The organism is Pseudomonas sp. PvP100 (assembly GCF_017833055.1).
In the GTDB taxonomy this organism is placed as follows: domain Bacteria; phylum Pseudomonadota; class Gammaproteobacteria; order Pseudomonadales; family Pseudomonadaceae; genus Aquipseudomonas; species Aquipseudomonas syringae.
Genome location: NZ_JAFIBO010000001.1, coordinates 923,830 through 938,995, shown reverse-complemented (window position 1 = coordinate 938,995; position 15,166 = coordinate 923,830). Strand labels below are relative to the sequence as shown.

Genomic DNA, 15,166 nt, shown 5'->3' with positions numbered 1-15,166 from the left:
ACCTTCGCTCGCCGACTTTTCGTACAGAACCTAGCGCTGTTCCAGAGGTACGAACGCGCGCTGTTCGACGCCGATGTACTCGGCGCTCGGGCGAATGATGCGGTTGTTGGCGCGCTGCTCGAAAACGTGCGCGGCCCAGCCGGTCAGGCGTGAGCAGACGAAGATCGGCGTAAACAGCTTGGTCGGGATGCCCATGAAGTGATACGCCGAGGCATGGTAGAAGTCGGCGTTGGGGAACAGTTTCTTCTGCTCCCACATGACCTTGTCGATGGCCTCGGAGACCGGGAACAACACAGTATCGCCCACTTCCTCGGCGAGCTTCTTCGACCAGCCCTTGATCACCTCGTTGCGCGGGTCAGACTCCTTGTAGATCGCATGGCCAAAGCCCATGATCTTTTCCTTGCGCTCCAGCATGCCCAGCGTGCCTTTGGTTGCCTCTTCGGCCGAGGCGAAGCGCTGAATCATTTCCATTGCAGCCTCGTTGGCACCACCGTGCAGCGGGCCGCGCAAGGTGCCGATGGCTGCCGTGACGCAGGAATACAGGTCCGACAGGGTCGACGCGCAGACGCGGGCGGTGAAGGTCGAGGCATTGAATTCGTGCTCGGCGTACAGAATCAGCGAGACGTCCATGACCTTGCGGTGCAGTTCGCTGGGCGCCCTGTCCAGCAGCAGGCGCAAAAAATGCCCGCCGATGGAGTCTTCGTCCGAGGTGCAGTCGATACGTTTGCCGTCGTGACTGAAGCGATACCAGTAACACATGATCGCCGGGAACGCTGCGAGCAGACGGTCGGTTGAGTCGCGCTGCTGATCGAAACTGCGCTCCGGCTCAAGGGTGCCGAGCATGGAAGCACCGGTGCGCATCACGTCCATCGGATGCGTGTCGGCGGGTATGCGCTCCAGCACTTCTTTCAGGGCCTGCGGCAGATTGCGCAGGCGCTTGAGCTTGTCCATATAGGCAGACAATTCGGCCTGATTGGGCAGTTCGCCGTACAGCAGCAGGTAGGCAACTTCTTCAAAACGCGCCTCGGCAGCCAGATCGCGCACGTCATAGCCGCGATAGGTCAGCCCGGCACCGGCCATGCCTACGGTGGACAACGCCGTCTGCCCGGCAACCTGACCGCGCAGCCCGGCGCCGCTCAATACTTTTGCTTCAGCCATGGTCTTCTCCAATTTTGTTTTTCTGTGATGGGACGGGGCGAGGCTTCTCTTGTTAACGAAGATAGTGATTCCAACGTTGCATTATCAGAGAATATAACAACCCTTTCGCGAACAAGTTCGCGCCTACGGCCTGCGGCCAGAAGCCCGGCATTTCACAGGCATCACCCCTTCTTCTGCGCAAACAGCGCATCCAGCTTCTGCTCGAATGTGTGGTAATCGATCGCGTCATACAGCTCCATGCGCGTCTGCATGCTGTCGATCACGTTTTTCTGGCTGCCGTCACGGCGGATAGCGCTGTAGACATTTTCCGCAGCCTTGTTCATCGCACGGAATGCGGAAAGCGGATACAGCACCAGCGAGACATCCGCCTCGCGCAGCTCATCGACCTTAAACAACGGCGTGGCGCCGAACTCGGTGATGTTGGCGAGGATCGGCACGCCTGCGCGGTTGGCAAATTGCTTGTACATCGCCAGTTCGGTGATGGCCTCGGGAAACACCATGTCCGCGCCGGCTTCAATACAGGCAGCGGCACGTTCCAGCGCCGACTCCAGCCCTTCAACGGCCAGCGCATCGGTACGCGCCATGATCACGAAGCTGTCGTCAGTCCGGGCATCCACGGCAGCCTTGATCCGGTCGACCATTTCCTGCTGAGAAACGATTTCCTTGTTGGGACGGTGCCCGCAACGCTTGGCGCCCACCTGATCCTCGATGTGAATCGCCGCCGCCCCGGCCTTGATCATCGAGCGCACGGTCCGCGCCACGTTGAAAGCCGAAGAGCCGAAACCGGTGTCGACGTCCACCAGCAACGGCAGATCGCAGACATCGGTGATACGCCGCACATCGATCAGCACGTCTTCAAGACCGGTGATCCCCAGGTCCGGAATACCCAGTGATCCTGCAGCGACTCCGCCACCAGACAGATAAATGGCCTTGAACCCGGCACGCCTGGCGAGCAGTGCGTGATTGGCATTGATCGCGCCGACCACTTGCAGCGGCCGTTCGCTGGCGACGGCATCGCGGAAACGCTGGCCGGGAGTGTTGTTGTTGTTATGACTCATTGTTTACCTCGGTCGGAAGTCGTCTGGGAAGCGGCCTGATAGTGGCGCTCGATGTTGCGTCTGGACGCGCCGATATGGCGGCGCATCAACAATTCGGCCAGCTCACCGTCGCGGTCGGCGATGGCGTCGAGAATGCGGTGATGTTCGGCAAAGGCCTGGCGAGGCCGGTTGGGCGTGGTGGAATACTGAATGCGGTACATGCGCACCAACTGGTAGAGCTCACCGCAGAGCATCTGGCTGAGGGTGCGATTGCCGCTGCCCTGGATGATGCGGTAGTGAAAGTCGAAATCACCCTCTTGCTGGTAATAGCCGATCCCAGCCTGAAACGCGGCGTCGCGTTCGTGGGTATCCAGAACGCCGCGCAACTCGTCGATTTCGGCCTGGGTCATGCGTTCGGCGGCCAGACGACAGGCCATCCCCTCCAGTGACTCGCGAATTTCATAGAGTTCGATCAGTTCGGCATGACTGAGCGACACCACCCGGGCGCCCACATGCGGCACACGAACCACCAGGCGCTGCCCTTCGAGCCGGTGGATCGCTTCGCGCAGCGGTCCGCGACTGATGCCATAGGTGCGAGCCAGTTCCGGCTCGGAAATCTTGCTGCCGGGGGCAATCTCGCCTTTCACGATGGCCGCTTGAATGCGTCGGAAAACGTTCTCGGAGAGGGTTTCCGAGTCGTCGGCAACCGTAATTGTTTCTTCGACCACCTGCAGCATTGTCGACACCTCATGACTATATGCGCTCAAATCTAGCCATATTTGCTCAATACGTCAAAGCCAAACCCTGTATTGTCGACAATCAGCCAAAACGAGCAAGCGCTGCTCGACACAGCAACCTGAACAGCCACACAGGTTGATCACTGGCAGCTGCAGGGCTTCATGCTAGAATGCGTCGCGTCCGTACAGCGCGCTCCGCAGCGGAGCAAGCGTCTGCGAACCGCCTGCCCTACCATCATCAGGTCAATTCCATTTGCGCCCTGACCCTGAAGTTGTTCGCTCATCGCGCCAGGATTTATGAGACTGACTACCCTCCCCACACTGCTCGGCCTTCTGTTTTTGCCCGGCCTGACCCTGGCCGCCAACAAGACAGTCTATGGCCTCAATGAATACGCCAGGCTGAGCGAAATCGATATCGAGATCGCCGCCAAGCTCGACACCGGCGCCAAGACCGCCTCACTGAGCGCCCGCGACATCAAACATTTCAAGCGCGATGGCGAAAGCTGGGTGCGCTTCTATCTGGCCAGCGACAGCAAGCATGTACACCCCATCGAGCGCCCCCTGGCGCGGGTCAGCAAGATCAAGCGGCGTGCCGACGATCTCGACCCGGATGATGACAATCGGTATTCGTCACGTCCGGTAATCAGCCTCGATATCTGCATGGGTGAATCTTTACGCACCATAGAAGTGAACTTGACTGACCGAAGTGCTTTCCAATACCCGCTTTTGATCGGCTCCGAAGCCTTGAAACGCTTTGATGCGCTGGTCGATCCAAGTCTTAAATATGCGGCAGGGAAGCCCGGCTGCGCTTCCGTCGCTCAAAACGCAGAGTAAATCCATGCGCTCTCTTACACTCCATCTGAAGATCCTGATCACTGCCCTGGTGACCCTCGGCATCGCGATCACGGCCTATCAGATTCTGGCGCTGGGCATACCCGTCAGCGAAGACGAAACCGATGACCTGTGGAATATCGACGCCAAAGTCGAGTTCGTCGCCAATCCCAAGGATTCGGTGAAGGTGCAAATGTTCGTGCCGCCGCTGGCCCACGACTACATCAGCCTCAATGAAAGCTTCATCTCGAACAATTACGGCGTCAGCGTCAACCGCGCTGACGGCAACCGCAAGGTCACCTGGTCGGCCCGTCGCGCTACCGGCAACCAGACCCTCTACTACCGACTGGTGCTGACCAAGCGTTACAGCGGTGAAAAGCCCAAAGTCAAAGGGCCTATCTTTCGCGACAGCATGACCGTCGAAGGCCCGGAAAAGATAGCCGCCGAAGCGCTGCTGGCACCCATTCGCCAGCATTCGGCGGACGTGGAGACCTTCATCACCGAGGCCATCAAGCGCGTCAATAACCTGAATGACGATAACGTCAAACTGCTGCTGGCCGGTGATACCTCGGCGTCCAACAAGGCCCGGGTCACCGAGCTGCTGCTGTCGATCGCCCACGTACCGCTGGAAAAAGCCCACACCATTCGCCTGGATGCCGAGCAGCAGACACCGGAACTCTGGCTGCGCAGCTTCAACGGCAAGGAATGGCTGTACTTCAATCCCGACACCGGCGAAGCCGGCCTGCCGGACGATCGGCTGCTCTGGTGGACCGGCGAGGAAGGCCTGGTCAGCGTCGAAGGCGGCAAGAAGGTGCAAGTCACGTTCAGCCTCAACAACAGTGAAATGAACGCGATGCGCCTCGCCAAACTGACCGACGCCAGCACCGACTCGGACTTCCTGGCCTATTCGCTGTACGGCTTGCCGCTGCAGACCCAGCAGACCTTCATGATCATGGTCATGATCCCGATTGGCGTACTGGTCATCCTGATCCTGCGCAACCTGATCGGCCTGCAGACACTGGGCACCTTCACCCCCGTGCTGATTGCGCTGGCGTTCCGGGAAACGCAACTGGGCTTCGGCATCGCACTGTTTACCGTGATCACCGCGCTGGGCCTGTCACTGCGCTCGTATCTGGAGCACCTGAAACTGCAAATGCTGCCGCGCCTGTCGGTGGTACTGACCTTCGTCGTGGTGCTGATCGCCGCCATCAGCCTGTTCAGCCACAAGCTCGGGCTGGAACGCGGCCTGTCGGTTGCGCTGTTCCCGATGGTGATTCTGACCATGACTATCGAACGCCTGTCGATCACCTGGGAAGAGCGTGGTGGCAGCCATGCCATGAAGGTTGCCATCGGTACGCTGTTCGCCGCGTCGCTGGCGCACCTGATCATGAGCGTGCCGGAACTGACCTATTTCGTCTTTACCTTCCCGGCTGTGCTGCTGGTGCTGGTCGGCTTCATGCTGGCGATGGGCAGATACCGTGGCTACCGGTTGACCGAACTGGTGCGCTTCAAGGCATTCCTGAAAGAGGAAAAGGCCAAGTGATCGGCTGGTGGAAAACCTGGAAGGCGCTCGAAGCCCGCGGCATCATGGGCATCAATCGACGTAACGCCGACTACGTGCTCAAGTACAACAAGCGCAGCCTCTATCCGATCGTCGATGACAAGATCATCACCAAGGAGCGCGCCATCGCCGCAGGCATTCATGTGCCGGAGATGTACGGCGTGATTTCCACGGAAAAGGAAATCGACAGGCTCGACGAGATCATCGGCGCGCACAGCGACTTCGTGATCAAACCCGCACAGGGCGCAGGCGGCGATGGCATTCTGGTGATCGCCGACCGTTTCGAAGAACGCTTTCGCACCGTCTCGGGACGCATCATCAGCCACTCGGAAATCGAGCATCAGGTATCCAGCATCCTTACCGGCCTTTATTCATTGGGCGGCCACCGCGACCGCGCACTGATCGAGTACCGGGTCGTGCCGGACCCGATCTTCAAAAGCATCAGCTATGAAGGCGTACCGGACATCCGCATCATCGTGCTGATGGGTTATCCGGTGATGGCCATGCTGCGCTTGCCTACCCGCCAATCAGGCGGCAAGGCCAACCTTCACCAGGGCGCCATTGGCGTGGGTGTGGACCTGGCCACCGGCGTCACCCTGCAAGGCACCTGGCTGAACAACATCATCAGCAAGCACCCGGACACCACCCACTCGGTGGATGGCGTGCAACTGCCCAACTGGGACGGCTTCATGAAGCTTGCCGCCGAGTGCTACGAGTTGTGCGGCCTGGGCTACATCGGTGTCGACATGGTGCTGGACCAGGACAAAGGCCCGCTGATTCTGGAGCTCAACGCCCGTCCCGGCCTGAACATCCAGATCGCCAACGACAGCGGCCTGACCCATCGCACTCAGGCCGTCGAGGCGCGTCTGGAGCAACTGGCTCTCGAAGGACGCCAGGAATCAGCGCAGGAGCGGGTCAGCTTTGTCCAGGACCTGTTCGGTCACGTGCCTGGCGTCTGAACCGACATACCGCTAGGACTGCTGCATCGGCAAGGCTACAATCGCCAGCCGCGTTTCCAAGACCGATATTCGACGATGCCGATCTGTTCGATACACCCCCTGCCCTACAGCGCCGACCCGATCGCGTTCTTTGCGCGAATCCGCGAAGCGCCGGGTGCGGTGCTGCTCGACAGCGGCAGGCCGACAGCCGTGCGGGGCCGACATGACCTGCTCAGTGCATGGCCGCTGCAGGAACTGAGCGTTGCCGATGATGAAGACGGCGCCGCCTACCTCCAGCGCTTGCGCGACAGCCTCAAGGCGCTCGGCGCAGCGCAACTGCCTGACGAATGCGAGCTGCCCTTCGCTGGCGGCCTGATCGGTTATCTGAGTTATGAATTTGGTCGACGCCTGGAGCCGTTGCCGGATCAGGCCATTGACGACCTGCAACTGCCCGAGGCCCGTCTGGGGCTCTACGCCTGGGCGCTGATCAGTGATCATCAGGAGCAGACCAGCCAGCTGATTTTTCACCCGTCCCTTGTCGCAAGCGAGCGCAAACGACTGATTGAGCTGTTCTCTGCCGATATCCCTGAGCCGCACACGGAATTCCGCCTAAGCCAACCGTTTCAGGCCAGCATCAGCGCGGATAACTATCGCCATGCTTTCGAACGCATTCAGGCCTACATTCAGGCCGGTGACTGCTACCAGGTCAACTTTGCACAACGCTTTCAGGCGCAGTACGTCGGTGACCCATGGGTCGCCTATTGTGCGCTGCGAGCAGCTTGCCCGACGCCGTTCGCCGGCTACCTGAACCTGCCTGGGGCCGATGCGATTCTGAGTCTTTCTCCCGAGCGCTTCGTGCGGGTCAGCGCTCGGCAGGTCGAAACCCGCCCGATCAAAGGCACGCGGCCACGCAGCGCCGACCCGGCGCAGGATGCTGCCTTCGCCGCCGAACTGCTGGCCAGCGACAAGGACCGCGCAGAGAACCTGATGATCGTCGATTTGCTGCGTAACGACCTGGGCCGCAGCTGCCGCATCGGCTCGGTGAAAGTCCCCGAGCTGTTCAGCCTGGAAAGCTACCCCAACGTGCACCATCTGGTGAGCAGCGTGACCGGAGAGCTGGCCGCTGGCAACGATGCACTGGACCTGATCGGCGGCAGCTTCCCCGGCGGCTCCATCACCGGCGCCCCGAAGATCCGCGCCATGCAGATCATCGACGAGCTGGAGCCGACCCGCCGCAGCCTGTATTGCGGCTCGCTGATGTACCTGGACGTGCGCGGCGAAATGGACAGCTCGATCGCCATCCGCAGCCTGTTGGTCAAGGACGGACAGATTTCCTGCTGGGGCGGTGGCGGCATCGTCGCCGACTCGGACTGCGAGGCGGAATATCAGGAAACCTTCACCAAAGTCCGTGTACTGCTGGAGACGCTTGAAGCACTCTGAACCGCTCTGCGTCGCAAAGAGGACGCAGAGCGTCCAGAACGGCATACCGACGCAGAGCGTCGGCACGATAGCCAGATCATTTCGTGACGCTCTGCGTCAACTGTCTCCAGTCGCGTGCAACCGAGGCTTCGCCCTCAAAGCATCAAATCCCGATTCGAGGCCTTGATGAATTCCTTTTTCAGGTCATCAAAAGTGTGCACCGCCGGAAACTGCGGGAATTCGCGAATCACGTTGTCGGGAGCGTGGAACAGGATGCCGGCATCGGCCTCGCCCAGCATGGTCGTGTCGTTGTACGAATCGCCGGCAGCAATGATCCGGTAATACAGGCTCTTGAAGGCCAGCACCGACTGTCGCTTGGGGTCTTTCTGGCGCAACTGGTAACTGACCACCCGGTCGGTCTCGTCAGTGATCAGGCGATGACACAGCAGGGTCGGAAAACCCAGTTGCCGCATCAGCGGCTGAGAGAATTCGTAGAACGTGTCCGAGAGAATCACCACCTGAAACCGCTCGCGCAGCCAGTTGACAAACTCCACGGCGCCCTCCAGGGGCTTGAGGGTGCCGATCACTTCCTGAATATCCGCCAGTTTCAGGCCATGTTCATCGAGAATGCGCAGGCGCTGCTTCATCAGCACGTCGTAATCGGGAATGTCCCGCGTGGTGGCACGCAGCGATTCGATGCCGGTTTTCTCGGCAAAGGCGATCCAGATTTCCGGGACCAGCACACCTTCGAGGTCCAGACAGGCAATTTCCACAGCACACTCCTCAGACTATTCACTCTCGACGGAAGCGGCACTCTAGCCGCTGGCGACGGCCACTGAACAGCGGATTTTGTTACCATTGCCGCCATCACGAGCGCTTAAGCGCCACTCTTGCATTTTAGGAAGCCGCCTGATGAGCCAACCTTTCGACGTCGCTGAACTGGCGACGACCTATGCGAACAAGTCTGCACAAGACATTCTGAAACTGGCTTTCGAGCACTTCGGCGACGAACTGTGGATCTCTTTCAGCGGTGCCGAGGACGTGGTTCTGGTCGACATGGCCTGGAAGCTGAACAAGAACGTCAAGGTCTTCAGCCTCGATACAGGGCGCCTGCATGCGGAAACCTATCGTTTCATCGAGCAGGTCCGCGAGCACTACAAGATCGAGATCGAGATCGTTTCGCCCGATCACAGCAAGCTTGAACCTTTCGTCAAGGAAAAGGGCCTGTTCAGCTTTTACCGGGACGGCCATGGCGAATGCTGCGGCATCCGCAAGATCGAGCCGCTGCGGCGCAAACTGTCTGGCGTCGCCGCCTGGGCAACCGGCCAGCGCCGTGATCAGAGCCCCGGCACGCGCAGCGCCGTTGCCGCGTTGGAAATCGACAGCGCTTTTTCGACAGCCGAGCGCACGCTGTACAAATTCAACCCGTTGGCGCAAATGAGCAGCGAGGAAATCTGGGGCTACATCCGCATGCTGGAGCTGCCCTACAACAGCCTGCACGAGCGCGGCTTCATCAGCATCGGCTGCGAACCCTGCACCCGCCCGGTATTGCCGAACCAGCACGAGCGCGAGGGTCGCTGGTGGTGGGAAGAAGCCACGCAGAAGGAATGCGGACTGCATGCGGGCAACCTGATAGCGCGCGACTAATGTCGCGAGCGGCAAGCTACAAGCTACAAGCTACAAGCTACAAGCTACAAGCTACAAGCTACAAGCTACAGCCTGCGCGCTTTTACTTGCAGCTTGTAGCTCAAAACTGCCTCTAATGCACCGGCAGCTCGACATTGGCAAACAGCTCTTCCATTTCCTGCTTGTTATGGCACTGAATCGCCTTGGCCATGACTTCACGGGTCAGGTGCGGCGCAAATTTCTCGATGAAATCGCACATGAAGCCACGCAGGAAGGTGCCGCGACGGAAAGCGATTTTTGTCACGCTGGACTCGAACAGATCACTGGCATCGAGCACCACCAGGTCGCTGTCCACTGCCTCGTCTATCGCCATTCTTGCCACGATACCCACTCCCAGGTTCAGCCTGACGTAGGTCTTGATCACGTCGGCATCCGCCGCCGTGAACACGACCTTGGGCACCAGCCCGCGATGGCTGAACGCTTCGTCCAGCTTGGAACGACCGGTGAAGCCGAAGACGTAAGTCACGATCGGGTATTCAGCCAGCAGTTCCAGCGTCAGCTTCGGCGCCTTGGTCAACGGGTGCCCCTGCGGCACGACAATGCAACGGTTCCAGCGATAGCACGGCATCATCACCAGATCGCTGAACTGCTCGAGCGCCTCGGTGGCGATGGCGAAGTCAACCGTCCCGTCAGCGGCCATTTCGGCGATCTGCATCGGTGAACCCTGGTGCATGTGCAGCGCGACATCAGGGTATTGCTTGATGAAGTTGCTGATCACCGGCGGCAAGGCGTAGCGCGCCTGAGTGTGAGTGGTGGCAATCGACAGCGTGCCCTTCTTCTCGTTGGAGAACTCCTGGGCAATCTGCTTGATGCTCTCGACCTTGCGCAGGATCTCGCCCGCTGTCGTGATGATGCGCTCGCCTGCCGGTGTCACACGCGTCAGGTGCTTGCCACTGCGGGCGAAAACCTCGACGCCCAGTTCATCTTCAAGCAGACGGATCTGCTTGCTGATGCCGGGCTGGGAGGTGTAAAGGCTCTGTGCCGTCGCGGAAACGTTGAGGTCGTGGTGCGCCACTTCCCAAATGTAGCGCAGTTGTTGGAGCTTCATATGTATCCCTCAAAGCAGATAAACCCTATGGGTATCGGCGACGGTATATAACTGGATTAATGGTGAGACGAATAATTCTAGAACTTTTTATCACCTTTGTAAGGTGATCGCACGCTCGATTTCATTAAAACCACCAATTGGACCTTTCCTCTACCCCCGCCCCTTTTTCAACATCATCGGAACCATGTAGACCGGCACATCGGAAAACTGCAGGACCCTGGCAGCCGTGCGGCCTACCGAGGTGCCCTCTTCCATCCTGCGGCTGTGACTGCCGACCACCAGCAAATCCACATTCAGCCTGTGCGCCTGTTCGAGAATCACGCTGGCAGGCTCGCCCTGAACGACACGCACCGTACGAATCAGGGAAAGGTCCGAGTGCCCTTCCCCCAATTCTTCACGAAACCCGTCGAGCATTCGTTGCTCTATTCCACTCAGAAACGCATTCACACCTTTGCCGCGAAGCTCTTTCAGCGCTTCCTCGCCCAGGTAACTCTGCAGCACCGACTCGGCGAACAGGCCCAGAGGCTCGACGACATGGATGACGTACAGCTCGGCGTTGAACGTTCGAGCCAGCGCCAGCGCGTGCTGCGTTACATAAGGCGCGTACAGACCGAGGTCTGCGGCATACAGCATCGAACGGACCATACAACCTCCCGTACAACCGGAATGGCGGAGATTGACTCAGCGTAGCAGCGCATCATCGGCTGCGACGGCGGACTTCTCAGCCCCCGTCGGCAAGCGGCACGATTTCGTTGCTGATGCCGTGCGGAACGTGCCCCGTCGCGACCACATCACGCGCCTTCTCGCAGTGGCCAGGCTGATCGTCGAAAAACACATCGGCGGCGAACGCTTCAAGGAAGGCCGACTTTTGCAAACCACCGAGAAACAGCGACTCGTCCAGACGAATATCCCATTCGCGCAAGGTACGAATCACGCGCTCATGAGCAGGTGCCGAGCGAGCCGTGACCAGCGCGGTGCGAATCGGGCAGCTCGCGTCGGGAAACTCGCGCTGCAGCTGATTGAGTGCGGCGAGAAAGGGCTTGAAAGGTCCGCCGCGCAACGGTTCGCGAGCCCACTCACGCTCGCTGGCCTGAAAGGCTGCCAGCCCGCCGCTCTGGTACACGCGCTCTGATTCGTCGGAAAACAATACGGCGTCGCCATCGAAGGCAATCCGCAACTCGGCGCTGGCTGCACGCCGTGCACCACCCGAAAGGATGGTCGCGGCCGCGAACCCGGCATCCAGGGCGCTGCGTACATCCTCGGCATGCGTGGAGAGAAACAGGTGGCAGCCAAACGCTGCGAGATAAGGATAAGGACTGCGCCCGCCGGCAAAGGCGGCGCGGCTGATGTCGAGGCCATAATGCTGAATCGAGTTGAAGACCCGCAGCCCGGTATCGGCACTGTTGCGCGACACCAGCACCACTTCGACGCGCGCCTTTTGCAGACTGGCATTGAGGCTCAGCAATTTTTCGACCAGCGGGAAGGCATCGCCCTGCGCGAGGATTTCGTCCTCATGTTCGATCTGATACTTGCGGTAGGCCTCGACCCCATCGGCCATGTACACCTCATGACTGTCGCGCAGATCGAACAGCGCACGCGATGAAATCGCCAGTACCAGCTTGTGGTCTTCAGCTTCTGTCATGAATCACTCCTTGCTTGCCGGGTGGTTGCCCCGATCAATGAACGCCAGTGCCTGATAAAGCGCCCGCACGCGAGGCATGTCAAACCCGGCGGCAAGCGCTGCTGCGAGGGGCCTGGCATAAATGGCGTCCAGCTCCAGCGGGCGTCTTTCGGCCAGGTCGTGGTACATGCTGGGTCTGTAATCCGGCATGCTTTCGGTCACTGTAAACAGATGCTGCGCGACACCCGGCGGCAAGGCATGCCCACAGGCCTCGGCGCCCTGCACGACCTCGTCCATCAGCGCACGGATCAAGGCCTGGCTGTCAGGGTCGGCCATCAATCGGCCGGTACTGGTCTGCAACAAGGCCGACAGCCCGTTGTAGGGCACATTCCAGACCAGCTTCTGCCAGCGGGCCTGTTGCAGATTGGCCATGACCGGCGCGTCGATGCCGGCTGTCCTGAACAGGGCCGCGCAGGCTTCGACAACCGCCATGCGGCTCGCCTCATCTTCCGCCGGGCCGCTGTGATAGCCGACACTGACCGCGCCGAAGGCTTCATGGGCGACGACGCCGGGCGCAACCCGGTTGACGCAGACGAAGCACAGCCCGCCGAGTATGTGCAGGCTGTCGGGCAGGACATTACGCAGCTGGTCTTCGACAGCCAGACCGTTCTGCAACAGCAGCACGCTGGCGTTTGGCGCAGCCGCCTGGCGAATGATCGGACCGAGCGCGGCATTGCCGGTGCTCTTGGTGCCGACCAGCAGCCAGTCACAAGACGGCATTTCAGCCGCCGAGCGATACGCCTGAACCGGCTTGAGGGACAGCTCGCCATGCACGGCGCTTTTGACCTGCAAACCTTCGCGCGCCACCGTGTCAAACTCGCTGCGCAGCAGAAAATGCACATCGTATCCGGCACGCGCCAGCATCAATCCGTAAAAGCCCCCGATGGCACCCGTACCTATGATGCCGACGCGCGGACGACGGGAATCAACACCCATGACCTCTCCCTTGACTGTCTCGCTATTTGCGGCCGTACACTATCCGTCGCAGCGGATTGTCTTGCAATAAGGCAGCGCATCTCGGCCAAAGACCTGGCCGATACCTCGTTTACTTATTGTCGAACAACGCGATAACGCGCTAAGGTTCGGCTCCCCGCTGCGCTCAAACCTGCTGGGCACCGCCGCACGGGGGACCGTTGGCGGCCAGTACCCGCGACCTGATGAGTAACACGATGGCTGATTTACCGATTGACGACCTCAACGTTGCCTCCAACGAGACTCTGATCACTCCGGATCAGCTCAAGCGCGACATCCCCCTGACCGATGCTGCCCTGCAGACCGTCAGCCAGGGCCGCGAAGTGATTCGCAACATTCTCGATGGCCATGATCACCGCCTGTTCATCGTGATCGGCCCGTGCTCGATCCACGACCTGAAGGCTGCCAAGGAGTACGCCGAGCGTCTCAAGGCGCTGGCGGCGGAAGTGTCTGACACGCTGTATCTGGTGATGCGCGTCTACTTCGAGAAGCCACGCACCACGGTAGGCTGGAAAGGCCTGATCAACGACCCGTACCTGGATGACTCGTTCAAGATCCAGGATGGCCTGCACATCGGTCGCCAGCTGCTGCTGGATCTGGCCGAGATGGGGCTGCCCACCGCGACCGAAGCCCTGGACCCGATCTCTCCGCAGTATCTGCAGGATCTGATCAGTTGGTCGGCCATCGGCGCGCGCACCACAGAATCCCAGACTCATCGCGAGATGGCTTCGGGCCTGTCCTCGGCAGTCGGTTTCAAGAACGGCACCGACGGCGGCCTGACGGTTGCCATCAACGCCTTGCAATCGGTATCGAGCCCGCATCGTTTCCTGGGTATCAACCAGGAAGGCGGCGTGTCGATCGTGACCACCAAAGGCAATGCCTACGGTCATGTGGTACTGCGCGGCGGCAACGGCAAGCCCAACTATGACTCGGTCAGCGTTGCGCTCTGCGAGCAGGCGCTGAACAAGTCCGGCATTCGCCCGAACATCATGGTCGACTGCAGCCATGCCAACTCCAACAAGGACCCGGCCCTGCAACCGCTGGTGATGGAAAACGTCGCCAACCAGATCCTCGAAGGCAACGAATCGATCATCGGCCTGATGGTCGAGAGCCATTTGAACTGGGGCTGTCAGGCGATTCCCAAGGACCTTTCGGAATTGCAGTACGGCGTGTCCATCACCGATGCCTGCATCGATTGGCAAAGCACTGAAAAGACCTTGCGCAGCATGCACGCGAAACTCAAGGATGTGCTGCCAGCTCGCAAGCGCAAGTAATCGCCTGACCGACTGCACTGCAATAACGAAAACGCCGAGCAAATGCTCGGCGTTTTTTTATGCTTGCTGTCGGTAGCTACAGGTCTTCAGAGCTTGGCCGCCTGCGACTGCAGATCATGCAGCTCCATATAGCGCTCGACATAAGAGCAGGACGGTATGACGGAATAGCCCATGCTGTCGGCATAGTCGAGCGCCTCCTTGGTCAGGGCGGCGGCAATTCCGCGACCCCGCAAGGCGTCCGGTACGAAGGTCCGATAGAAGTCCAGGGTCTGTTTGCCGAGATCCATATACGTCAGATACGCACGGTGGCCGTCGATAATGATTTCGAAATGGTGGCCGACTTCGTCATGGTGGATGGACAACGCCTCGCTCATCGCTACTCCTCGCGGGTCTTGGAATTTGACCCCTACCTTACCGGTCTTTTTCAGGCGAAGGAACATCTACGCCACCCAGTGTCTGTTTTCGACACCGGTAGAGCACTGCCGATCTCGACGGACATCACATTGAGATAGTAGGCGCCATTAGCGACTATGCTCAAGCGCGGTCGATGTAAAAACACCTGGAAATGCTCACGTGCCGACCGACAGTCAATCAGGCATGGTCTTACGCGTACTGTTCGGAACGCCTTAGCAAGGCAAAGGTCCAGTTAAAGTGGATAGTTTTTGTACAGAACGCTTGAGAAGTAACGCGGAACGCTTTCAAAGCGAGGAATTTTAGCAGCTTCTTGCGCCGGGTCCGTTTACTTACTACAAACAATGGGTACTATGTACGCCGGTCGTTTTCTCATTTTCGAGAGATGACTAATTTGAAAAAAAATTCCTTGA

The 15,166-nt window shown here is 59.5% G+C and carries 15 protein-coding genes; 6 read left to right on the top strand and 9 right to left on the bottom strand.

Features of this window, described 5'->3' with window-relative positions; genetic code table 11:
* Positions 1-30: 30 nt before the first annotated feature.
* The 3 genes from prpC to JOE39_RS03995 form a co-directional block, all read right to left on the bottom strand.
* Positions 31-1,158 carry a 2-methylcitrate synthase gene (prpC, locus tag JOE39_RS04005; RefSeq protein WP_210077856.1) on the bottom strand — a complete coding sequence of 376 codons (1,128 nt, stop codon included), beginning with the start codon at positions 1,156-1,158 and terminating at the stop codon, positions 31-33.
* Between the two features lie 161 nt (positions 1,159-1,319).
* Positions 1,320-2,216, bottom strand: coding sequence for a methylisocitrate lyase (gene prpB / locus JOE39_RS04000; protein ID WP_210077857.1), 897 nt, complete (start codon positions 2,214-2,216; stop codon positions 1,320-1,322).
* The gene (locus tag JOE39_RS03995) at positions 2,213-2,932 is read right to left on the bottom strand and encodes a GntR family transcriptional regulator (RefSeq protein WP_024663466.1); all 720 of its coding nucleotides are present in this window, start codon (positions 2,930-2,932) and stop codon (positions 2,213-2,215) included. Before JOE39_RS03995 ends, prpB begins: the two co-directional genes overlap by 4 nt.
* A 297-nt stretch (positions 2,933-3,229) precedes the next feature.
* Between JOE39_RS03995 and JOE39_RS03990 the strand changes: the two genes are divergently transcribed.
* From JOE39_RS03990 to pabB, 4 genes are all read left to right on the top strand, one after another.
* Positions 3,230-3,766: an ATP-dependent zinc protease gene (locus JOE39_RS03990; protein ID WP_003315699.1), complete on the top strand. Its 537-nt coding sequence runs from the start codon at positions 3,230-3,232 to the stop codon at positions 3,764-3,766.
* 4 nt (positions 3,767-3,770) lie between these two features.
* A complete protein-coding gene (locus JOE39_RS03985; RefSeq protein WP_003392920.1) occupies positions 3,771-5,306 on the top strand; it encodes an inactive transglutaminase family protein in 1,536 nt (511 codons plus the stop codon).
* Positions 5,306-6,283, top strand: coding sequence for an alpha-L-glutamate ligase-like protein (locus tag JOE39_RS03980; protein ID WP_161420918.1), 978 nt, complete (start codon positions 5,306-5,308; stop codon positions 6,281-6,283). Before JOE39_RS03985 ends, JOE39_RS03980 begins: the two co-directional genes overlap by 1 nt.
* Before the next feature lie 75 nt (positions 6,284-6,358).
* The gene (gene pabB, locus JOE39_RS03975; RefSeq protein WP_210077859.1) at positions 6,359-7,702 is read left to right on the top strand and encodes an aminodeoxychorismate synthase component I; all 1,344 of its coding nucleotides are present in this window, start codon (positions 6,359-6,361) and stop codon (positions 7,700-7,702) included.
* 134 nt (positions 7,703-7,836) lie between these two features.
* Here the strand turns inward: pabB and thrH are convergent, their stop codons facing one another.
* Positions 7,837-8,454, bottom strand: coding sequence for a bifunctional phosphoserine phosphatase/homoserine phosphotransferase ThrH (thrH, locus tag JOE39_RS03970; protein ID WP_003347091.1), 618 nt, complete (start codon positions 8,452-8,454; stop codon positions 7,837-7,839).
* 139 nt (positions 8,455-8,593) lie between these two features.
* Here thrH and JOE39_RS03965 point away from each other — a divergent pair, with 139 nt between their 5' ends.
* The gene (locus JOE39_RS03965) at positions 8,594-9,328 is read left to right on the top strand and encodes a phosphoadenylyl-sulfate reductase (RefSeq protein ID WP_210077861.1); all 735 of its coding nucleotides are present in this window, start codon (positions 8,594-8,596) and stop codon (positions 9,326-9,328) included.
* 112 nt (positions 9,329-9,440) lie between these two features.
* On the opposite strand, the gene cysB is transcribed toward JOE39_RS03965, so the two are convergent.
* From cysB to JOE39_RS03945, 4 genes are all read right to left on the bottom strand, one after another.
* Positions 9,441-10,415: an HTH-type transcriptional regulator CysB gene (gene cysB / locus JOE39_RS03960; RefSeq protein WP_003315705.1), complete on the bottom strand. Its 975-nt coding sequence runs from the start codon at positions 10,413-10,415 to the stop codon at positions 9,441-9,443.
* Between the two features lie 150 nt (positions 10,416-10,565).
* Entirely contained in the window at positions 10,566-11,060 is a 495-nt protein-coding gene (locus JOE39_RS03955; protein ID WP_003315706.1) for a universal stress protein, read from the bottom strand.
* Positions 11,061-11,136: 76 nt separating this feature from the next.
* Positions 11,137-12,057, bottom strand: a complete 921-nt coding sequence (locus JOE39_RS03950; protein WP_003347087.1) for a 5'-nucleotidase — start codon at positions 12,055-12,057, stop codon at positions 11,137-11,139.
* A 3-nt stretch (positions 12,058-12,060) separates the two neighbouring features.
* Positions 12,061-13,032: a putative 2-dehydropantoate 2-reductase gene (locus JOE39_RS03945; RefSeq protein ID WP_210077863.1), complete on the bottom strand. Its 972-nt coding sequence runs from the start codon at positions 13,030-13,032 to the stop codon at positions 12,061-12,063.
* Between the two features lie 233 nt (positions 13,033-13,265).
* Here JOE39_RS03945 and JOE39_RS03940 point away from each other — a divergent pair, with 233 nt between their 5' ends.
* A complete protein-coding gene (locus tag JOE39_RS03940) occupies positions 13,266-14,342 on the top strand; it encodes a 3-deoxy-7-phosphoheptulonate synthase (RefSeq protein ID WP_003406774.1) in 1,077 nt (358 codons plus the stop codon).
* Positions 14,343-14,428: 86 nt separating this feature from the next.
* Here the strand turns inward: JOE39_RS03940 and JOE39_RS03935 are convergent, their stop codons facing one another.
* Positions 14,429-14,716, bottom strand: a complete 288-nt coding sequence (locus JOE39_RS03935; RefSeq protein ID WP_003315710.1) for a GNAT family N-acetyltransferase — start codon at positions 14,714-14,716, stop codon at positions 14,429-14,431.
* Positions 14,717-15,166 lie beyond the last annotated feature (450 nt).

Excerpts from the sequence above, each read along its gene's own strand:
- JOE39_RS03950 (WP_003347087.1), bottom strand. The coding sequence starts at position 12,057 with ATGACAGAAGCTGAAGACCACAAGCTGGTACTGGCGATTTCATCGCGT.
- cysB (WP_003315705.1), bottom strand. The coding sequence starts at position 10,415 with ATGAAGCTCCAACAACTGCGCTACATTTGGGAAGTGGCGCACCACGAC.
- JOE39_RS03940 (WP_003406774.1), top strand. The coding sequence starts at position 13,266 with ATGGCTGATTTACCGATTGACGACCTCAACGTTGCCTCCAACGAGACT.
- prpC (WP_210077856.1), bottom strand. The coding sequence starts at position 1,158 with ATGGCTGAAGCAAAAGTATTGAGCGGCGCCGGGCTGCGCGGTCAGGTT.
- JOE39_RS03995 (WP_024663466.1), bottom strand. The coding sequence starts at position 2,932 with ATGCTGCAGGTGGTCGAAGAAACAATTACGGTTGCCGACGACTCGGAA.
- JOE39_RS03990 (WP_003315699.1), top strand. The coding sequence starts at position 3,230 with ATGAGACTGACTACCCTCCCCACACTGCTCGGCCTTCTGTTTTTGCCC.
- JOE39_RS03935 (WP_003315710.1), bottom strand. The coding sequence starts at position 14,716 with ATGAGCGAGGCGTTGTCCATCCACCATGACGAAGTCGGCCACCATTTC.
- pabB (WP_210077859.1), top strand. The coding sequence starts at position 6,359 with ATGCCGATCTGTTCGATACACCCCCTGCCCTACAGCGCCGACCCGATC.
- JOE39_RS03945 (WP_210077863.1), bottom strand. The coding sequence starts at position 13,032 with ATGGGTGTTGATTCCCGTCGTCCGCGCGTCGGCATCATAGGTACGGGT.
- JOE39_RS03985 (WP_003392920.1), top strand. The coding sequence starts at position 3,771 with ATGCGCTCTCTTACACTCCATCTGAAGATCCTGATCACTGCCCTGGTG.
- prpB (WP_210077857.1), bottom strand. The coding sequence starts at position 2,216 with ATGAGTCATAACAACAACAACACTCCCGGCCAGCGTTTCCGCGATGCC.
- JOE39_RS03955 (WP_003315706.1), bottom strand. The coding sequence starts at position 11,060 with ATGGTCCGTTCGATGCTGTATGCCGCAGACCTCGGTCTGTACGCGCCT.
- JOE39_RS03965 (WP_210077861.1), top strand. The coding sequence starts at position 8,594 with ATGAGCCAACCTTTCGACGTCGCTGAACTGGCGACGACCTATGCGAAC.